Annotated in this window: 19 protein-coding genes and 1 pseudogene; 10 read left to right on the forward strand and 10 right to left on the reverse strand. The window is 73.6% G+C overall.

Going from position 1 to position 19087, the window contains the following annotated elements; genetic code table 11:
• Nucleotides 1-1927 (reverse strand): annotated as a pseudogene (locus tag AB0G13_RS13070) (hypothetical protein); the annotation flags it as partial.
• 237 nt (nucleotides 1928-2164) lie between these two features.
• Here AB0G13_RS13070 and AB0G13_RS13075 point away from each other — a divergent pair.
• The 3 genes from AB0G13_RS13075 to AB0G13_RS13085 are packed head-to-tail and all read left to right on the forward strand — an operon-like array spanning nucleotide 2165 to nucleotide 4783.
• The gene (locus AB0G13_RS13075; protein WP_357873065.1) at nucleotides 2165-3016 is read left to right on the forward strand and encodes an ABC-2 family transporter protein; all 852 of its coding nucleotides are present in this window, start codon (nucleotides 2165-2167) and stop codon (nucleotides 3014-3016) included.
• Nucleotides 3009-3824 carry an ABC-2 family transporter protein gene (locus tag AB0G13_RS13080; protein WP_357873067.1) on the forward strand — a complete coding sequence of 272 codons (816 nt, stop codon included), beginning with the start codon at nucleotides 3009-3011 and terminating at the stop codon, nucleotides 3822-3824. Before AB0G13_RS13075 ends, AB0G13_RS13080 begins: the two co-directional genes overlap by 8 nt.
• A complete protein-coding gene (locus tag AB0G13_RS13085) occupies nucleotides 3821-4783 on the forward strand; it encodes an ATP-binding cassette domain-containing protein (RefSeq protein WP_357873069.1) in 963 nt (320 codons plus the stop codon). The genes AB0G13_RS13080 and AB0G13_RS13085 overlap by 4 nt, the downstream gene beginning before the upstream one ends.
• A gap of 58 nt (nucleotides 4784-4841) precedes the next feature.
• Here AB0G13_RS13085 and AB0G13_RS13090 read toward each other — a convergent pair whose 3' ends face one another.
• The 3 genes from AB0G13_RS13090 to nadA all read right to left on the reverse strand — a co-directional run bounded on the left by AB0G13_RS13090 (nucleotide 4842) and on the right by nadA (nucleotide 8292).
• Complete coding sequence (locus AB0G13_RS13090; protein ID WP_357873072.1) at nucleotides 4842-5450, reverse strand: DUF3043 domain-containing protein; 609 nt, start codon at nucleotides 5448-5450, stop codon at nucleotides 4842-4844.
• Between the two features lie 73 nt (nucleotides 5451-5523).
• Nucleotides 5524-6957, reverse strand: coding sequence for a UDP-N-acetylglucosamine 1-carboxyvinyltransferase (gene murA / locus AB0G13_RS13095; protein ID WP_357873074.1), 1434 nt, complete (start codon nucleotides 6955-6957; stop codon nucleotides 5524-5526).
• Nucleotides 6958-7092: 135 nt separating this feature from the next.
• Nucleotides 7093-8292, reverse strand: a complete 1200-nt coding sequence (gene nadA, locus AB0G13_RS13100) for a quinolinate synthase NadA (RefSeq protein ID WP_357873077.1) — start codon at nucleotides 8290-8292, stop codon at nucleotides 7093-7095.
• A 68-nt stretch (nucleotides 8293-8360) separates the two neighbouring features.
• Between nadA and AB0G13_RS13105 the strand changes: the two genes are divergently transcribed.
• The 3 genes from AB0G13_RS13105 to AB0G13_RS13115 all read left to right on the forward strand — a co-directional run bounded on the left by AB0G13_RS13105 (nucleotide 8361) and on the right by AB0G13_RS13115 (nucleotide 11172).
• Nucleotides 8361-9500 carry a glycerate kinase gene (locus tag AB0G13_RS13105; protein WP_357873079.1) on the forward strand — a complete coding sequence of 380 codons (1140 nt, stop codon included), beginning with the start codon at nucleotides 8361-8363 and terminating at the stop codon, nucleotides 9498-9500.
• A 156-nt stretch (nucleotides 9501-9656) separates the two neighbouring features.
• A complete protein-coding gene (gene erpA / locus AB0G13_RS13110; protein ID WP_357873081.1) occupies nucleotides 9657-10025 on the forward strand; it encodes an iron-sulfur cluster insertion protein ErpA in 369 nt (122 codons plus the stop codon).
• A gap of 169 nt (nucleotides 10026-10194) precedes the next feature.
• Nucleotides 10195-11172, forward strand: coding sequence for a carbohydrate kinase family protein (locus AB0G13_RS13115; RefSeq protein ID WP_357873083.1), 978 nt, complete (start codon nucleotides 10195-10197; stop codon nucleotides 11170-11172).
• 68 nt (nucleotides 11173-11240) lie between these two features.
• On the opposite strand, the gene AB0G13_RS13120 is transcribed toward AB0G13_RS13115, so the two are convergent.
• Nucleotides 11241-11474: a sulfurtransferase TusA family protein gene (locus AB0G13_RS13120; protein ID WP_357873086.1), complete on the reverse strand. Its 234-nt coding sequence runs from the start codon at nucleotides 11472-11474 to the stop codon at nucleotides 11241-11243.
• A complete protein-coding gene (locus AB0G13_RS13125) occupies nucleotides 11471-12622 on the reverse strand; it encodes an aminotransferase class V-fold PLP-dependent enzyme (RefSeq protein ID WP_357873089.1) in 1152 nt (383 codons plus the stop codon). Before AB0G13_RS13125 ends, AB0G13_RS13120 begins: the two co-directional genes overlap by 4 nt.
• Before the next feature lie 189 nt (nucleotides 12623-12811).
• Between AB0G13_RS13125 and coxB the strand changes: the two genes are divergently transcribed.
• Both coxB and AB0G13_RS13135 read left to right on the forward strand, forming a co-directional pair.
• Complete coding sequence (gene coxB / locus AB0G13_RS13130) at nucleotides 12812-13783, forward strand: cytochrome c oxidase subunit II (RefSeq protein ID WP_357873092.1); 972 nt, start codon at nucleotides 12812-12814, stop codon at nucleotides 13781-13783.
• A 10-nt stretch (nucleotides 13784-13793) separates the two neighbouring features.
• A complete protein-coding gene (locus tag AB0G13_RS13135; protein ID WP_357873095.1) occupies nucleotides 13794-14222 on the forward strand; it encodes a cytochrome c oxidase subunit 4 in 429 nt (142 codons plus the stop codon).
• A 234-nt stretch (nucleotides 14223-14456) separates the two neighbouring features.
• On the opposite strand, the gene AB0G13_RS13140 is transcribed toward AB0G13_RS13135, so the two are convergent.
• The 4 genes from AB0G13_RS13140 to AB0G13_RS13155 form a co-directional block, all read right to left on the reverse strand.
• The gene (locus AB0G13_RS13140; protein ID WP_357873098.1) at nucleotides 14457-14660 is read right to left on the reverse strand and encodes a hypothetical protein; all 204 of its coding nucleotides are present in this window, start codon (nucleotides 14658-14660) and stop codon (nucleotides 14457-14459) included.
• Nucleotides 14661-14814: 154 nt separating this feature from the next.
• Entirely contained in the window at nucleotides 14815-15861 is a 1047-nt protein-coding gene (gene trpD / locus AB0G13_RS13145) for an anthranilate phosphoribosyltransferase (protein ID WP_357873101.1), read from the reverse strand.
• Between the two features lie 86 nt (nucleotides 15862-15947).
• A complete protein-coding gene (locus AB0G13_RS13150; protein ID WP_357873104.1) occupies nucleotides 15948-16343 on the reverse strand; it encodes a hypothetical protein in 396 nt (131 codons plus the stop codon).
• A 183-nt stretch (nucleotides 16344-16526) separates the two neighbouring features.
• On the reverse strand, nucleotides 16527-17471 hold the full coding sequence (locus tag AB0G13_RS13155) for a cytochrome c oxidase assembly protein (RefSeq protein ID WP_357873107.1): 945 nt from the start codon (nucleotides 17469-17471) through the stop codon (nucleotides 16527-16529).
• Nucleotides 17472-17579: 108 nt separating this feature from the next.
• On the opposite strand from AB0G13_RS13155, the gene AB0G13_RS13160 reads away from it, so the two are divergent.
• On the forward strand, nucleotides 17580-18179 hold the full coding sequence (locus tag AB0G13_RS13160; RefSeq protein WP_357873110.1) for a heme-copper oxidase subunit III: 600 nt from the start codon (nucleotides 17580-17582) through the stop codon (nucleotides 18177-18179).
• Nucleotides 18180-18251: 72 nt separating this feature from the next.
• Nucleotides 18252-19085, forward strand: a complete 834-nt coding sequence (locus AB0G13_RS13165) for a cytochrome c (protein WP_357873113.1) — start codon at nucleotides 18252-18254, stop codon at nucleotides 19083-19085.
• Nucleotides 19086-19087 lie beyond the last annotated feature (2 nt).

The following is a 19087-nucleotide window of genomic DNA, read 5'->3' on the forward strand; positions in this document are numbered from 1 at the left end:
CGGGCGACACCGGCGCGCCAGCCACCGGGCCCGCCGGGCGGGCGGTGGTCGGGCTCGCGGGCGACACGGGGCGGCCGGTGCCCGGATTCGCCGGGGCCGTCGGGCGGTCGGGGGCCGACGTCGGGCGGCCGACCGCCTGGTCTGCCGGGCCCGCTGGCGAGATCGGGCGACTGACGGCCGGGCCCGCCGGTGATATCGGCCGGCCGACCACCTGGTCTGCCGGGCCCGCTGGCGAGATCGGGCGGCTCACGGCCGGGCCGGCGGGCGACACCGGGGTCGGGACGGGGCCGGCGGGCGACGCCGGGGTCGGGACGGGGCCTGCCGGCGGCGTCCGCCCGGAAAGGGGGCCGGCGGGTGACACGGGTCCGGCGACCGGACCGGCGGGCGAGACGGGCACGGCCGGGGGACCGGCGGGCGACGCCGGCCGGCCGTGCACCGGCAAGGTCGGGTCGGGCCGGTCGGAGCGCGGCAGGTCGCGCGTCGGCGCGGGGGAGACGGGCCGGCCCGGGACCGGGACGTCCCCGGCCGGGGTCCGGAAACCCGCCGGTCCGGGGGCCGCCGGCCCGGAGGTCGGGGCACCGTAGGTCGGGAAGGGCCGGTGGTCGTACCCGGGCGGGAGCGGCGGAATCGCGGCGTCTTTGGGGCGGGGGCGGTCGTCCGGTCGCCGGTGCTCGGGGCGGAGCTCGGCGCGCCGCGCCGCGTCCCGGTCGGAACCGGGCCGCGCGGGGCCGGGCGGTGGCCAGGGCAGGCCGCCGTCCTGCCGCGGGTGCTCTCCTCGGTACGCCTCGGCCTCCCGATGGGCATCCGGCCGGGCGGTTCCGTGTGGACCCCGCTCGGGGTACGTCTCGGCACGCGCCGGCTCGTGCGCCCGCCGGTGCTCGTCCGGCTCCTGCTGCCGCCGTTGCCCGTCGGGACGCGGCTGCTGCCCGGCGGGGGCCCGCTCGGGGCGTGGCCAGCCGTCGACGGGTACGCCGGGCTCACGGCCCCGCCCGCCGGGGCCATGCTCCCACTGCGGGTCGCCGGGGCCATGCTCCCACTGCGGGTCGGCGGAGCGCTCCCACTGCGGGGCGGACGAACGCTCCCACTGGGTGCCCGAGGAGCGTTCCCAGTGGCCGTCGGAGGTGCGCTCCCGCTGCCCGTCGGACGGGCGGGGCTCCGGGGCCGGGGCGCCGTACTGGTAGCGGGGCCGGCGCCCGTCTCCGCCCGCCTGGCGGTCGTCCACGGTCTCCGGTCGGCGGTCGGGTCCGGACGTCGTCGGCCGGTCGGGACCGCGCTCGGCCCGGCGGTCGTGGCCCAGGTCCGGTCGATGGTCGTAGCCGGTGTTCGGGTGCTCGTACGCCGGCGAGCGGCGGCGCGCCGCGTCCTCGTCGGGCTCCGGGAGCCAGCCCGGCTCCGACCTTCCGGCGGGGGAGACGGGGCGGTCCCGCCCGGCCGGCTCGTACCGGGGCGGGCGGGTGTCGTAGCGGTCGGGCCCGGCGTGGTCGCGCTGTCGGGGGGAGTCGACGGGCCGGCCGGGGGCGTCGAATCCGCCCCGGTCGTTGCGGTGCGGCGGCTCCTGCCGGGGCGGCCACTGTCGGTCGTCCTGCCGGCGCGGATCGGCCTGCGGGTGGCGGTACGACTCGTCACCGTGCCGTCGCGGGTCTGGGCCGTCCGGCCGGCCGTTCCAGGCGTCCTGCCGACCGGGCCGCCCGTCGGGCAGGTCGTCCCACGACCGGCCGATGTAGGTCCCGTCCGGCCGGGTCGGCGCGAGCGGGGGCACCTCGGCCCGGCCGACGGCCGAGCGGCTCCGGGGCGCGGGCGGCGCGTGTCCGACGCCGTTGTCGCCCGCGTAGCGCTGGCCCGGGAACTGCGGGTGCCACTCGGTGGTCGGCTCGATCATCCAGGCCGGCTCGGCGGAGTCGTGCCAGTGGTCGGCGTAGCGGCTCATCCGGTCGACCCGTCGCCACGGAGGGTAGGCGCGACGCCCGCGGGGTGCCGTCGGCGCGTGGGCGCGCCCGGGTGCCCGGCTGGCGTCCGTCCGCTCACGGCGGCGCCCCGGTGCCCGGCCCGCGTCCGCTCGCTCACGGCGATGTCACCTCGTTGCAAAATTGTCGCGCTGGGCGCTCCACGTGCCGGTAGAGTCGCCCCCTCCGGTACGGCTTGGCTGCGGATGGAGGGTAGCGGCGTGGGCTCGGTCACCGCCACTGTGGCACCGTCCACCGCCCCAAACGTTATCCTATGGTTCCGGACATTTAAGGCTATAACCGGATCAGGCTTTCGACGTTACGCCACGTACCGGCAGGCGTCCGTAGCGGGCGTCGTGACCAACACGGTCTTCGGCTTCCTACGGTGCTACGTCCTGCTCGCGGTGGCCGGCGCGGCCGGCACGGTGGCCGGGTACGACCGGGCGCAGCTCGCCACCTTCGTCTGGGTGGGCCAGGGCCTGCTGGCGGTGGTCCTCCTCTGGGGCTGGACCGAGCTGGCCGACCGGATCCGCACCGGCGACGTCGCCAGCGACCTGCTCCGGCCCGTGCACCCCGTGACCAGCCATCTCGCCGCCGACCTGGGTCGCGCCGGCCACGCCGCGCTGGTCCGGTTCCTGCCGCCGGTGCTGGTCGGGCCGATCTTCTTCGAGGTACACGTGCCCCGCCGCTGGTCCACCCCGCCGATCTTCGTGGTCTCCGTCGTCGCCGCCGTGGTCCTCTGCTTCGGCTGCCGGTTCCTGGTCAACGCGACCGCGTACTGGTTGCAGGACGTCCGGGGGCCGTTGATCCTCTGGACCCTCGCCTCGGGCGTGCTCGCCGGGCTCAACTTTCCGCTGCGCTTCCTGCCGGAGTGGCTCCAGCTCGTCCTGTGGCTGGGCACCCCCTTCCCGAGCCTGTTGCAGACCCCGCTCGACGTGCTGGTCGAGCGCGACCCGACCGGCGTCCAGCTCGGGTTGGTCGGCCTCCAGCTCGCCTGGGCGGTGCTGATCCTGGCCGCCTGCCGGCTGGTGCAGCGCCGCGCCGAGCGCCGCCTGGTGGTGCAGGGTGGCTGAGGCGTCGGGTGGGGCGCTGGCGGCGTACCGGGCGCTGCTCGGCGCGCAGGCCCGCGCGCAGACGGCGTACCGGACCTCGTTCGCGATCGACCTGGTCGGCAACGTCGGCTCCACCGTCCTCGACGTGCTCACCGTGCTGGTGATCTTCGGGGTCACCCGGGAGCTGGGCGGCTTCACGCTGCGCGAGACGCTGGTGATCGTCGGCCTCTCGGCCTGTGCCTTCGCCGTCGCCGACCTGCTGGTGGGCAACATCGAGCGGCTGCCCGGGTACGTGCGCACCGGGCTCTTCGACGCCGTGCTGGTCCGCCCGCTCGGCGCCCTGCCCCAGTTGCTGCTGATGGACCTGCCGCTGCGCAAGGTGTCGCGCGCGGTCTTCGGGCTCGCCGTGCTGGTCGTCGCCGTCGGCTCGGCCGGTGTCGAGTGGACCCCGGCGCGGGCGTTGCTGGTGGTCCTCGCCCCACTGGCCGGCGTGGTCTTCTTCGGGTCGGTCTTCGTGGCCACCGCCACCGTCTCGTTCTGGTGGGTCGACTCCGGTCAGCTGGCCAACTCGGTCACCTACGGCGGCCGGGACTTCACCTCGTACCCGGTCACCGTCTTCGAGAGCTGGTTCCGCGCGCTGTTCGCGTACGGCCTGGGCTTCGCCTTCGTCAGCTACCACCCGGCGCTGACGCTGCTCGGCCGCGCCGACCCGCTCGGCCTGCCGGCGTGGGTCGGCTGGGCCGCGCCGGCCGTCGCGCTGGTCGCGGCCGTCGGCGCGGCGGCGGCCTGGCGCACCGGGGTCCGCCACTATCGGAGTACGGGGTCATGAGCGACGACGTGATCGTGGCCGACGGGCTGCGCAAGGAGTTCACCGTCCGGGTGCGGGCCGGCCGGCTGCGGCGGGAGAAGCGGCGGGTCACCGCCGTCGACGGCATCGACCTGCGGGTGCCCCGCGGCGAGATGCTCGGCTACATCGGGCCCAACGGCGCCGGCAAGTCGACGACGCTCAAGATGTTCACCGGCGTGCTGACGCCCTCGGCCGGCGAGGTACGCGTGTGCGGGCTGCGCCCGGTGGCCCAGCGGACCCAACTCGCGCTGCGCGTCGGCGTGGTCTTCGGCCAGCGCTCGCAGCTCTGGTGGGACCTGCCGCTGCGGGACTCGTTCGCGCTGCTGCGGCACGTCTACCGGGTGCCGGCCGACGCGCACGCCGCCCGGCTGCGCCGCTGCCGGAGCCTGCTCGACCTGGATCCGTTCCTGGACACCCCCGTCCGACAGCTCTCCCTCGGGCAACGGATGCGCGGCGAACTGACCGCCGCCCTGCTGCACGGCCCCGAGGTGCTCTTCCTCGACGAGCCCACCATCGGCCTCGACGTGGTCAGCAAGCAGGCGGTCCGCGGCTTCCTCGGCGAGCTGGGCCGCGCCGGGGACACGACACTGGTGCTCACCACGCACGACCTGGCCGACATCGAGCGGCTCTGCCGGCGCCTGGTGGTGGTCGACCACGGGCGGGTGGTGCACGACGGGTCGATCGCCGCGCTGCACGAGCGGTACGGCTCGCGCCGCCTGCTCGTCGCCGACCTGGACGCCCCGCTGCCCGCGCCGCCGGTGCTGCCCGGCGCGCCGCTGCACCGGCAGGAGGCCGACGGGCACCGGCTGGTCTTCGCACTGGAGTCGGCGGGGGTGGCCGGCGTGGTGGCGGCCCTGGCCGGGCTGGGCGCGCTGCGGGACGTCTCGATCGTCGAGCCGGACATCGAGGACGTGGTGGCCCGGCTCTACCGCAGCCGCTGAGGCCGGGACGGCGACGGCCCCTCACCGCCGTGCGGGAGGGGCCGTCGGCGCGACAGGCTCAGACCGGGTCGCCGATGTTCACCTGGGGCGCGGGGGCGCGCATCCGGCGGAACGTGATCGACCGCATGATCGCGTAGAGGTAGAGCGAGCCCATCCGCTGCCCGGTGTTCGGGAAACGCTCCCGCACCAGCTTGCGGATCTTGCGCGAGATCAGGACCGAGTCGACCACCACGCCCAGGGCGAGCGCGCCCCAGAGGATGTTGGAGACCAGGCGGACGACCGGGGGCATCGCGGCGTTCGAGCCGATCAGCACGATCAGCGCCCCACCGAAGAACCAGGTGCCGACCGTACGCCGGGAGTCGACCACGTTGCGGGCCAGCAGCCGCTCCGGGCCCCGGTCGCGGGGGCCGCCCTCGCGGCGGAACTCCTCCGCCGCCTCGGCGCGCAGTTGGCGCTTGCGCTCCCGCTGCTCCTCCTTGGTCAACGGCTTGCTGGCCGCGGCCGGCCGGCGGCCGGCGGTCGGCCGCTTCGGGGTGGCCTTGCCCAGCTCCTTCTTGCTCGGGGTGTAGCCCCGGGGCTGGGCGGGCGTGGACTCCTCGTCGGGGGTCACCGGAGTGACGGCCTCGTCGACGAGGTCGGAGGACTTGCGGCGAAACAGCGACGGCACGCGGAAAGGGTAGCCAAACGACGGCGCCCGGTGCACATCGCGGTGCACCGGGCGCGGACGGGAGTGGTCGACGTTACGGACGCTCGACGTGCGCGCCCAGGTCGGCCAGCTTGGCCTCGAAGTCCTCGTAGCCCCGGTTGATCAGGTCCACGCCGTAGACCCGGGAGGTGCCCTCCGCGGCCAGCGCGGCGATCAGGTGGCTGAAACCGGCCCGCAGGTCGGGGATGACCAGGTCGGCGGCGTGCAGCTTGCTCGGTCCCGCGATCACCGCGGAGTGCTTGAAGTTGCGCCGGCCGAAGCGGCACGGGGTGCCGCCCAGGCAGTCCCGGTAGACCTGGATGTTGGCGCCCATCGAGTTGAGCGCCTCGGTGTAGCCCAGCCGCTGCTCGTAGACCGTCTCGTGGACGATCGAAAGGCCCCGGGCCTGGGTCAGCGCCACCACCAGGGGCTGCTGCCAGTCGGTCATGAAGCCCGGGTGCACGTCGGTCTCCAGGGCCACCGACCGCAGCTCGCCGCCCGGGTGCCAGAACCGGATCCCGCCCTCCTGGCCCGGGTCGCCCAGCTTCGGCGGCCGGGCGTCGGTGACCTCGTACTCGCCGCCGACGGAGCGGAAGATGTTCAGGAAGGTCATCATGTCGGCCTGCTGCGCGCCGAGCACCTCGACGTGGCCACGGGTGGCCAGTGCCGCCGCCGCCCAGCTCGCCGCCTCGATCCGGTCCGGGATCGGCCGGTGCGTGTAGCCGTGCAGCTTCGGCACACCCTGGATCTCGATGACCCGGTCGGTGTGCACCTTGATGATCGCGCCCATCTTCTGCAGGATGCAGATCAGGTCGATGATCTCCGGCTCCACCGCCGCGTTGCGCAGCTCGGTGACGCCCTCGGCCATGACGGCCGTCAGCAGCACCTGCTCGGTCGCGCCGACGCTCGGGTACGGCAGGGCGAACTTGGTGCCGTGCAGCCCGTTCGGCGCCGACAGGTGCAGCCCCTCCGGGGTCTTCTCGACCGTCGCACCGAACTCCCGCAGCGCCTGGAGGTGGAAGTCGATCGGGCGGGGCCCGATGTGGCAGCCGCCCAGGTCGGGGATGAACGCGTGGCCGAGGCGGTGCAGCAGCGGCCCGCAGAACAGGATCGGGATCCGGCTGGAGCCCGCGTGCACGTTGATCTGGTCCGTGCTGGCGCTCTCCACGTTCGCCGGGTCGAAGACGAGCTCGCCGTCCTCCTCGCCGTCGGTGACCTTGACCCCGTGCAGGCCGAGCAGGCCACGGACCACCTCGACGTCGCGGATCTTCGGCACGTCGAACAGTCGGCTCGGGCTGTCACCCAGCAGCGCGGCGACCATCGCCTTCGAAACCAGGTTCTTCGCGCCGCGCACGCGGATCCGCCCCTCGAGCGGAGTACCTCCGTGTACGACCAGGACGTCGTCGGTCAACGCAACCTCCAGCGCGTCAGGTGCTGCCGTGTTGATGGTGGGGCTCACGATTGTCATCGCTACCCGGGATGCGGCCATGTCGAAACGGCCCGCGTGAGTTGTCGCACCGGCAGCATAGCCCTCGGTGACGATCATGGACCCGGGCACATCGCCCCTGAGGGTACTAATCGGCGATCCGACCCTTTTCTGTGCCAGTGTCACTACGGAGTGTGATTAGCTCGCTGCCGGCGGCGGAGTGTCGGCCCCGGGCAGCGCGAGCATCTGGTCCAGCGCCACCCGGGCGTGGTGCGCGGTGTCCGGGTCGACGGTGATCTGGTTGACCAGGCGACCGGCCACCAGCTCCTCCAACGCCCAGACGAGGTGGGGCAGGTCGATCCGGTTCATGGTCGAGCAGTAGCAGACGGCCTTGTCCAGGAACATGATCTGCTTGTCCGGGTGGGCCAGCGCGAGCCGGCGGACCAGGTTCAGCTCGGTGCCGACCGCCCAGGCCGAGCCGGCCGGGGCCGCCTCGATGGCCTTGATGATGTATTCCGTCGAACCGACGAAGTCGGCGGCGGTGACCACCTCGTGCCGGCACTCGGGGTGGACCAGCACGTTCACCCCCGGCACCCGCTCCCGCACGTCGTTGACGCTGTCGAGGGTGAAGCGGCCGTGCACCGAGCAGTGCCCGCGCCACAGGATCATCCGCGCGTCGCGCAGCTGCTCCGGGGTGAGCCCGCCGTTCGGCTTGTGCGGGTCGTAGAGGACGCAGTCGTCGAGCGAGAAGCCCATCTCCAGCACCGCCGTGTTGCGGCCCAGGTGCTGGTCGGGGAAGAAGAAGACCTTCGACCCCTGCTGGTACGCCCACTCCAGGGCCCGCTTCGCGTTCGACGAGGTGCAGACCACGCCGCCGTTGCGGCCGACGAAGCCCTTGATGTCCGCCGAGGAGTTCATGTACGTCACCGGGACGGTCTCCGCCGCGACGCCCAGCTCGGTGAGCACGTCCCAGGCGGTCTCGACCTGCGACAGCACCGCCATGTCCGCCATCGAGCAGCCGGCGGCCAGGTCGGGCAGGATGACCTTCTGCGCGTCCGAGGTGAGGATGTCGGCGCTCTCGGCCATGAAGTGCACGCCGCAGAAGACGATGTACTCCGCGTCGGGCCGGGCCGCCGCCTCGCGGGCCAGCTTGAACGAGTCGCCGGTCACGTCGGCGAACTGGATCACCTCGTCGCGCTGGTAGTGGTGGCCCAGCACGAAGACCTTGCTGCCCAGTTCCGCCTTCGCCGCCGTCGCCCGGGCCACCAGGTCCGGGTCGCTGGGCGCCGGCAGGTCACCAGGACACTCGACGCCGCGCTCCGTGGCGGGGTCGCTGCCCCGGCCGAGCAGCAGCAGTGCCGTCGCGGTGTTGGAGGGTTCCACCCAGGTCGAAGTCACGTGCCCCATGGTCCCACAGTGCGGCCGCACCGCAGCCCGCACCGGTGTGTGCTGCCACACTGCTCGGCATGCGCGTGCTGCTCTGTCCGGACAAGTTCGCCGGCACCCTGCCGGCCCCGCAGGTCGCCGATGCCGTGGCCACCGGCTGGCGGGAGGTCGCGCCCGGCGACGACCTGCTCGTCCGGCCCCTGTCAGACGGTGGGCCGGGCTTCCTCGACGTCCTCGCCGACGCCCTCGGCGGGCGCCGGGTCCCGGTGCCGACCGTCGACCCGCTGGGCCGCCCGGCGGCCGGTGAGATCCTGCTCACCGACGGCGGGACGACCGCCTGGCTGGAGAGCGCCCAGGCGTGCGGACTGCACCTGCTCGACCGCGCCGAGCGGGACCCGAAGGTCACCTCCTCGTACGGGCTGGGAGTGCTGGTCGCCGCCGCCGTGGAGGCCGGCGCCCGGACGGTCGTGATCGGGCTGGGCGGATCCGGCACCAACGACGGCGGCGCGGGCATGCTCACCGCGCTCGGCGTGACCCCGCTGGACGCCACCGGCCAGGCGCTGCCGTACGGCGGCGGCGCGCTCGGCGCGGTGGACGCCCTCGACGGCGCGCCCCGGCTGCGCGACGCCCGCCTGGTGGCCGCCACCGACGTGGACAACCCGCTGCTCGGGCTGCACGGCGCCAGCAACGTGTTCGGCCCGCAGAAGGGCGCCGACCGGGCCGACGTGCTGCTGCTCGACACCGCGCTGGAGCGCTTCGCCGCCGTGCTGGAGCGGGACCTGCCGGGCTGCCCCGAACGGCTGGGCGCGCTGCCCGGCGGCGGCGCGGCCGGCGGGCTGGGCGCGGCCGTCCTGGCGCTGGGCGGGCACTGCGAGTCGGGCATCGGCCTGGTGACCCGGGCGATCGGGCTGGACGCCACGCTCGACGAGGTCGACCTGGTGATCACCGGGGAGGGCTCGTTCGACCACCAGTCGCTGCGCGGCAAGGTGGTGGCCGGGGTCGCCGGCGCCGCCCGGGACCGGGGCGTGCCCTGCGTGGTGCTCGCCGGCCAGGTGAGCACCGGCCGGCGGGAGGCCGGGGCGGCCGGGGTGACCGACGCGTACAGCCTGGTGGAGCACTTCGGGGGCGAGGAACACGGCGGTCTGGCCGCCGCGATGGAGCGCCCGGCCGAGGGGCTGCGGGCGCTCGGCACCCGGCTGGCCCGGCAGTGGAGCCGCTGACCCGCTCCCCGCGCACCGGGCGGCGGCCCAGGTCACGCCGAACGGGTGGGACCGGCCGCGGCGGCGTACCATCGGATCTGGACCACACCGGGAATGGCTGGGCGACACGAGATGTTGGCCAGTGCGTCCGGACCCAACCGCGCAGGGAGATTTCACGTGACCACGCCAGCGCAGACCGAGTCGACCGAGGCCAAGGCCCCCACGTCCGTCGTCCTCACCGACGTCGCGGCGCAGAAGGTCAAGGCCCTGATCGAGCAGGAGGGCCGCGACGACCTGCGGCTCCGGGTCGCCGTGCAGCCGGGTGGCTGCTCCGGCCTGCGGTACCAGCTCTTCTTCGACGAGCGGTCGCTCGACGGTGACGTCGTCACCGACTACGACGGTGTCGAGGTCGTCGTCGACCGGATGAGCGCCCCCTACCTGGCCGGCGCCACCATCGACTTCGCCGACCGGATCGACGCCCAGGGCTTCACCATCGACAACCCCAACGCGGGCAACTCCTGCGCCTGCGGCGACTCGTTCAACTGAGCCAGACCTCCGCTGACCACGGCGGGGCCGTCCTCCGGGGCGGCCCCGCCGTCGTTTTGCGCTCGGGAATGCGCTGTCGGGAAGATGATTTGGGGCCGACCGACAGGTCATCCTGAGAAGGCCGGGCCGGTAGGCTGACCGGCGCCCTGCTCCCGACCCCGAGGTTGACATGAAGATCGCCGTGACCGGCTCGATCGCCACCGACCATCTGATGAGCTTCCCCGGTCGCTTCGCCGACCAGTTCCTCGCCGACCAGCTGCACAAGGTCTCGCTCTCCTTCCTGGTGGACGACCTGGTGCTGCGCCGCGGCGGGGTGGCGGCCAACATCGCCTTCGGCATGGGGCAGCTCGGCATGCGCCCGGTCCTGGTCGGCGCGGTCGGCGCGGACTTCGCCGACTACCGCTCCTGGCTGGAGCGCCACGGCGTCGACTGCGACTCGGTGCACGTCAGCGAGGTGGCACACACCGCCCGTTTCGTCTGCACCACGGACACCGACATGTGCCAGATCGCCTCGTTCTACGCCGGGGCGATGAGCGAGGCCCGCAACATCGAGCTGGCGCCGGTGGCCCGCCGCCTGGACGGGCTGGACCTGGTCCTGGTGGGCGCGAACGACCCGGAGGCGATGCTGCGGCACTCCGCCGAGTGCCGGGAGCGGGGCTACCCGTTCGCCGCCGACCCGTCCCAGCAGCTCGCCCGCATGGAGGGCGAGGACGTCGTCGCGCTGATCGAGGGCGCCGAGTACCTGATGACCAACGACTACGAGAAGTCGCTGCTGCAGAGCAAGGCCGGGCTGACCGACGCGCAGCTGCTCGACCGGGTCAAGGTCCGGGTCACGACGCTGGGCAAGCACGGGGTGGAGATCGCCGGGCGGGACTTCGACCCGATCCACGTGCCGATCGCGCGGGAGACCCAGGCGGTCGACCCGACCGGCGTCGGCGACGGGTTCCGGGCCGGTTTCTTCACCGCGCTCTCCTGGGGGCTCGGGCTGGAGCGGGCCGCCCAGGTCGGCTCCCTGCTCGCCACGCTGGTGCTGGAAACCGTCGGCACGCAGGAGTACGAGGTCCGTCGCGACCTGTTCGTCAAGCGCCTGGCCGAGTCGTACGGCGACGTGGCAGCCGAGGACGTCCGCCCGCACCTCGTGCCGTAACACCGCCGCTGGTCGCGTTCGCCGGGCTGCCGGGGGAGTGGCGGGAACACCCCCCCCGGCGGCCCGGTTCAGTGGCGGCGGCGGACGTCGAAGGCGGGGCCGTCGGGGCCCGTGACCGTGCCGAGGAACTCCTGGCCGCGCATCCGGCACCAGGCCGGGATGTCCACCGCCGCCGCCGGGTCGTCGGCGAGCACCCGCACCACCGTGCCGACGGGCAGCTCGGGCAGCCGCCGGGCCACCGCGATCACCGGCAGGGGGCAGCGCTGCCCCCGGCAGTCCAGGATCTCCGCCGGCGCCGTCACAGCCCCACCACCCCGGCCTCGGCGCGCAGGTCCGCCACGATGCCGGGCAACTCGGTGAGGAACCTCTCGACGTCGGCCTCCGTCGTCTCCCGGTGCAGCGAGACCCGTACGTTGCCGTGCGAGAGCACGCCCATCGCCTCCAGCACGTGCGAGGGCCGCAACGTCGACGACGTGCACGAGGAACCGGAGGAGACGGCGAACCCGCGCCGGTCGAGCGCGTGCAGCAGGGCCTCGCCGTCGACGTAGAGGCAGGAGAAGGTCACCAGGTGCGGCAGGCGGTGGTCGGGATCACCCACCACCTCCACGTCGGGCACCTCCGCCGCCACCCGGGCCCGGATCCGGGCCACCAGCGGCGCCAGCCGGGCCGCCTCGGCCGGGGCGTCGGCCGCCGCCGCGCGCAGGCTCGCCGCCGCCGCCACCACCGCCGGCAGGTTGAGCGTTCCCGGCGTACGCCCCGCCTCCCGGTCGTCGGCCGGCCAGGGCGACTCCCAGCGGGTGCCCTTGCGCACGACCAGCAGCCCCACCCCGGGCGGCCCGCCCCACTTGTGCGCGCTGGCGGTCAGCACCGACCAGCCCGCCGGCACCGGGGCCCGGCCCACCACCTGGGCGGCGTCCACGTACAGCGGCACCCCGGCCTCGGCGCACTCCCGCGCGGCCCCGGTCACCGGCTGTAGCGTGCCGACCTCGTGGCTGGCGGCGATCAGCGCGGCCAGCGCCACCCCCGGCGCCCGGACCGCCGCCGCCCAGCCGTCCAGGTCGAGCCGGCCCAGCCGGTCCACCGGTACGGACGTGGCCGTGCCGCCCGCCGCGACGTGCTGCTCGGCGGCGTGCAGCACCGCCGAGTGCTCGATCGCGGAGTGCACCAGGGCGGGACCGACCCGCCGCCGGCCGGCCAGGCCGCCCAGCACGGCGGAGTGCGCGGCCGTCGTACCGCTGGGGGTGAAGGACAGCTCGTCGGCGCGGACGCCGAGCGTCTGCGCGCAGGCCTCGCGGGCGGCGTCGAGGAGTTGGCGGGCGCGGCGTGCCTGCGTGTAGAGCCGGCCGGGGTCGGCCCAGCCGTCGTCGAGGGCGGCCAGCAGCGCCTGCCGGGCGACCGGGTGCAGCGGCGCGGCGGTCGCCGCGTCCAGGTAGACCGGGGATGCGCTCACGCATGCCAACGTATCGCGCCGGTATGCCCAAGATCCCCCCGATGGGGGCCGACAGCGACCCCAACACGGTCCAGCCCGTCATGGTCGAGTAATCTGCGACCGTCGGTGACGCCTTTGCCGCTGGTGCTGTCGCTCCGCAGGCGGAGGGCAGGGACAAGACACCGCGGCGCGCTAGGGAGGCAGGACCAGGTGGTCGCAAGGAGTTCGGAGGTACGGCCGTCGGCCGTACGGCACAGCGCTTCCCCAGGAGCCGGTGGGCGCCGGGGACGTGGTGCCGGTCGGATCGCCGGGCTCGGTCTCGGCGGAGCGGCGCTGCTGGTCCTGCTCACGGGCTGCGACGTCGGCGCGGCGTTCGGCGGCTTCGGCTGGCCTCAGGGTGGCATCACCCCCGAGTCGCACCGGATGTACGACCTGTGGATCGCCTCGTGCATCGCGGCGCTCGCGGTCGGCGTCTTCGTGTGGGGCCTGATCTTCTGGTGCGTCGTGCGCTACCGCAAGCGGGGCAACGAACTGCCGGTGCAGACCCGTTACAACATGCCGATGGAGTTCCTCTACACCATCGCGCCGATCCTGATCGTCTCCGTGCTCTTCTACTACACGGCGATCGTGCAGACCGACGTGGTGCGGACGACCAAGAACCCCGACGTCACGGTCGAGGTGGTCGCGTTCAAGTGGAACTGGCAGTTCAACTACCGCGACGGCCAGGGCCAGGACGCCAACACCGTCGCCTCCGTGCTCGGCACCAGCGAGGTCATCCCGATCCTGGTGCTGCCGACCGACCGGTCCATCCGGTTCGAGGAGACCAGCCGCGACGTCATCCACTCGTTCTGGGTGCCGGAGCTGCTCTTCAAGCGCGACGTCATGCCGGGCAAGATCCGCAACGTCTTCGAGGTCTCGAAGCTGGAGGCCGAGGGCGCCTACGTCGGCCGCTGCGCGGAGCTCTGCGGCAGCTACCACGCCTTCATGAACTTCGAGCTGCGGGTCGTCTCCCCGGAGAAGTACGAGCAGTTCCTGGCGGCCAAGCGGGACGGCAAGTCCACGCAGGAGGCGCTGACGGCCATCGGCGAGGACCCGTACGCGAAGACCACGAAGCCGTTCGAGACCCGCCGCACCGAGGCCAACTTCAACCCCGACGACGCGCCGGCCGGCGCGGGAAGCTGAGGGATCGGGCATGAAGACCGAGTGGCGCATCTTCCTGGTCATCGCCGGGTTCCTGCTCTTCGCCACCGCCCTCTACGGCGGGTGGACCGCCGCCGACGCCGGCGGTCAGGTCGAGTGGGTGGGCACGGTCGCCCTGCTGCTGAGCTTCCTGCTCTGCTCGATGTGCGGCGGCTTCTTCTGGTTCGTCTCCCGCCGGATCGACCTGCGGCCGGAGGACCGGCCGGACGGTGAGATCGCCGACGGCGCGGGCGAGATCGGCTTCTTCAGCCCGGGCAGCTACTGGCCGTTCGGCCTGGCGCTGGCCGTCGGGCTCGCCGGCTTCGGCCTCGCGTTCTGGCAGTTCTGGCTGCTCGGCCTCGGCATGGTGGCGGTCACGTTCTCCGTCTGTGGCCTGCTGTTCGAGTACTACAGCGGCACCCGGCGCACCGCCGAGCACTGATCCGTCGGTCGCACCGACGGCGACCCGCGAACGTCACGAAGGCCCGCCTCCCTCGGGAGGCGGGCCTTCGGTCGTGACGGGGTGATGTACGGGTCGGACGCCCCCGCGCAGCGGACGGGCGCGGTGCCCGGTGCGGCGCCGCGAGCACGCCGCGGCTGGGGGAGCGCCACGGTCGCCGCGGCGGTTCAGGCGGCGCGGCGGCCATGGCGCTCAGGCAGCGCGGCGGCCATGGCCTCAGGCGGCGCGGCGGTGGGCCGGTGGGCGCCGCCGGTCGGCCGGGCGCGCCAGGTGGAACGTGACGGTGGCGACGAGCACGGCCGCGCCGCAGCCCGTGCAGAGCAGTTCGGGGCAGTCGGCGCCGTGGCCGTCGGCGCACGGTGGCGCCTCGAACGGCTCGACGCCCTCACAGGTGTCGCAGTAGAGCTCGCGCTCCGACACGGGCGTCTCCTCTCGCTCCGGTCCCGCGGGGTGTGTGGCACACGCCCGACGGGAATGCCGCGCTCGACGGCGCAGGACGGTGGTGGGAACTACTCAGCTGTAGTTTCCCACGGGGGTCCGACAACCTCCGGCGGCACCCGGCGACGCCCGGCGCTCAGAGGGCGCGCGCGACCTCGATCCAGCGCTCGAGGACGCGGGCGGCGGCCCCGGAGTCGACGGACTCGGCCGCCCGTGCCATCCCGGCCCGCAGCGCCTCGGTGAGATCGCCGTCGAGCGGGCCCTGCGTGGCCAGCGCCGCCGCCGCGTTGACCAGGACCGCGTCGCGCACCGGGCCGGTCTCGCCGGCCAGCAGCCGGCGGACCACGTCGGCGTTGAAGGCGGCGTCACCACCCCGCAGGTCGGCCAGGGTGGCCCGGGGTACGCCGAGGTCGACCGCGTCCAGCAGCGACTCCCTGACGACGCCGCCCTGGGCCGCCCAGACGCGCGTCGGCGCGGCGGTGGTGAACTCGTCCAGCCCGTCCTCGCCGCGCATCACCAGCACCGAATCGCCGCGGGCGGCGAAGACGTCGGCCACCACCGAGGCCATCCGGCGGTCGAAGCAGCCGACCGCGGCGGCGCGGGGCCGCGCCGGGTTGGTCAGCGGGCCGAGGAAGTTGAACACGGTGGGCACGCCCAGCTCCCGGCGCACCGGGCCGGTGTGCCGCATCCCGGGGTGGAAACGGGCCGCGAAGCAGAAGCCGATGCCAACCTCGGCGACGCACCGGGCCACCCCCTCCGGGCCCAGGTCGAGCGGCACGCCGAGGAACTCCAGCACGTCGGCGGTGCCGCACGAGGAGGAGGCCGCGCGGTTGCCGTGCTTGACCACGCGGACCCCGGCGCCGGCCACCACCAGCGAGGCCATGGTCGAGATGTTGACCGTGTGCGCGAGGTCACCGCCGGTGCCGACCACGTCGAGGGCGGTGGCGCGCAGCTCGTCGGGCAGCTCCACCGCAACGGCCCGGCCCAGCATCGCCTCCACGAGGCCGGCCAGCTCGGCCGGGGTCTCGCCCTTGGCCCGCAGCGCGACGACGAAGCCCGCCATCTGCGCCGGGGCGGCCGAGCCGGCCATGATCTCGCCCATCGCCCAGGCGGTGTCGGCGGTGGCGAGTTCCTCGCCGCGCAGCAGCGCGTTGAGCAGGTGTGGCCAGGTCCGATCGCCCATGGCGGGCCTCCCGAGCGTGCGAGATGCGGGGTGGGATGGAACCGGCACCGGTCGGCCCGGCGCCGTGGCGGCCGGAGCGGGGGACGTCAGGCGGGTGCGTGCGTCCGCAGCAGCTCGGCCACCGTCGTGCCGGTGGTCACCGGGTCGAGCGGGTGCACCAGGGTGGCGTCGACCTCGGCGTAGGCCGCGAGCCACCGGTCGGCGGCGCGGGCGATCACCACGCAGGTCGGGGGGGCGTCGTCCCGGTCGTCCTTGATCTGCCGGGCGATGCCGATGCCGCCGCCCGGGCTCGCCTCGCCGTCGAGCACCAGCAGGTCGATCTCGTAGTCGTCGACGAGCCGGACGCACTCGGCGTAGGTGGACGCCTCGACGAACTCGATCCGCAGACCGGGCGCGGGGCGCGGCCCGACGGCGAGCCGCATCCGGTCGCGGACCTCCGGGTCGTCGCTGTAGAGCAGGACGGTGCAAAGACGATCGCTCATGCCGGCACTCCGCTTCGCTCCGTGCCGTCGTGCGGCACCATCACACTGAGCTCGATGATTCGTTCGCTGCGCGCTCGTCGGCGGGACTGGCTCCCGCCTCGCGGCCGCCCGCTGATGGTACCGGTCGGTGTGAGGTGTGCGACGTCCGGCCGGGGCGGGGTCGGGGCGTACCGCCGGCACGGCTCAGGCGGTGGCCTCCGCGGCGCGCTGCCGGGCCTCCTGGCGGTCCAGGTCGCGGTCGACGCGGCGGGCCTCCCGCTCGGCGTGCCGCATCCACTGCACGACCAGCACGGCCAGCATGGTCACGCTGACGAACTCGCCGCCAGCCCAGAGGATGCCCCCGGCGACCACCTGGTCCTGCCACGGGTCCGACCAGGTCAGCCCCAGCGACGGGTACCAGTCGCCGCCGAACAGCGTGCTGCTCTGCATGATGGTGAGCCCGAGCACGGTGTGGAACGGCACGGAGAGCAGCATCAGCAGCGCCCGGGCCGGGTACGGCCAGCGGCCCGGCAGCGGGTCGAGGCCGAGCAGCGGCCAGAAGAACACGCAGCCGGTCATGATGAAGTGCGCGTGCACGACCTCGTGCGCCCACACGTGCTCCAGCGTGTAGCGGTACAGGTCGGTGAAGTAGAGCGCGAACGGGTTCACCACGAAGATGGCGAACGCCACCAGGGGGAAGCTGTAGATCCGCGCGATCCGGCTGTGCACGACCGCCAGCAGCCGCTTGCGCGGTCGCGGCGGCAGGGTGCGCAGGGCCAGCGTCACGGGCGCGCCCAGCGCGAGGAAGATCGGCGAGATCATGGAGAGCACCATGTGCTGGACCATGTGCACCGACAGCAGCGCCGTGTCGTACGCGTGCAGGCCGCTGACGGTGACCGCCGCGATGCCGCCGAGGCCGGGGCCGAGGAAGAAGACGGTCCTGGCCACCGGCCACCGGTCGCCCCGGACCCGCAGCCGGTGCACCCCGTAGAGGTAGACGCCGGCGGCCAGCACCAGGCCGACGGCGAGCCAGCTGTCCAGCTTCGTCTCGGTGAACACCGAGGTCACGGTGAACGGCGGCGGGGTGGCCGCGGTCACCGCCGGTGCGGCGACGGCGGCTGCGGCGGAGATCGGATCGGCGTGCAGCACGCTTTTCAGCCTAGGTCAGGCGAACCGGACTGCCCCGATCGGGCTGTGGATGCCACGGGTTTGGCCCCCCGCTGATCGCCGGCCCCGGTCAAGGGCAATAATGACCGCGTGACTGCGGCCCCAGCCATTGACAAGAGCCGGATCCACTCCCTGACCCGACCCAACATGGTCAGCGTCGGGACGATCGTGTGGCTCTCCAGCGAACTCATGTTCTTCGCGGCGCTGTTCGCGATGTACTTCTCCATCCGCGCGGCGGCGCCGGAGCAGTGGGCGAAGCACACCGAGCACCTCAACATCCCCTACGCGACCACCTTCACGGTGATCCTGGTGTTGTCCTCGGTGACCTGCCAGCTCGGTGTGTTCGCCGCCGAGAAGGGTGACGTCCACGCGCTGCGGCGCTGGTTCACGATCACCTTCGTGATGGGCCTGATCTTCGTCCTCGGCCAGCTCAACGAGTACCGCGAGCTGGTGCACGAGGGCATCAAGATCAACGAAGACGGTTACGGGTCGATGTTCTACCTGACCACCGGCTTCCACGGCCTGCACGTGGCCGGCGGTCTGGTCGCCTTCGTCATCTTCATGATCCGCACCACCATGGGCCGGTTCACGCCGGCGCAGGCCACGTCGGCGATCGTCGTGTCCTACTACTGGCACTTCGTCGACGTCGTGTGGATCGGGCTCTACGCCATGATCTACTGGCTTCAGTGATCTTGGCGCGTCACGAACCGCGCCGCTGCTCCGTCCCCCGAGACAAGGTCCAACCGGTTAAGGACACAGGTCATGACTTCTGACAACGACCGCCGACGCGGTCTGCTCGCGCGGCTGCGCGAGCGGCCCGCGGCGCGCAGCAGGGGCCGCCGCCGGCTGGGTGCCGCGGTCCGGCTGTTCGCCGCGCTGATGCTGGCCGGCGGCGCCTACACCGTCTTCGCCCCCGGCGTGCAGGCGCAGGACACCCCGCTCACCGGTGCCGCCGCGGAGGGCAAGGCGCTGTTCGACGTGAGCTGTGTGACCTGTCACGGTCGCAACGCCCAGGGCGTCGAGGGACGCGGGCCGAGCCTGATCGGCGTCGGCGCGGCCTCGGTCGAGTTCCAGGTCGGCTCCGGCCGCATGCCGATGGCCCGGCAGGAGGCCCAGGCCCAGCGCAAGCCGGAGCTCTTCACCGACGAGGAGGTCCGCCAGCTCGCGCAGTACGTCCAGGAGCTCGGCGGCGGCCCGGTGGTGCCCAACGGTGACGACCTGCACTCCGACGGCAACATCGCCGCCGGTGGCGAGCTGTTCCGGATCAACTGCGCGCAGTGCCACGCCTTCGGCGGTGGCGGCGGCGCCCTCTCCTCCGGCAAGTACGCGCCGAGCCTGCGCCCGGCCACCGACCGGCAGATCTACGCCGCCATGCTGAGCGGCCCGCAGAACATGCCGGTCTTCGGCGACAACCAGATCTCCCCGGACCAGAAGGCGGACCTCATCGCCTACATCCAGGAGACCCTGAAGCACGACCAGGACCCGGGCGGCTTCAACCTCGGTCGGTACGGGCCGTCCACCGAGGGCCTGGCCATCTTCCTGGTGGGCATCGTCGCGCTCGTCTTCGCGAGCCTGTGGATCGCGGGCAAGTCGTGACC

It is taken from the genome of Micromonospora sp. NPDC023633 (assembly GCF_040640035.1).
In the GTDB taxonomy this organism is placed as follows: Bacteria; Actinomycetota; Actinomycetes; order Mycobacteriales; family Micromonosporaceae; genus Micromonospora.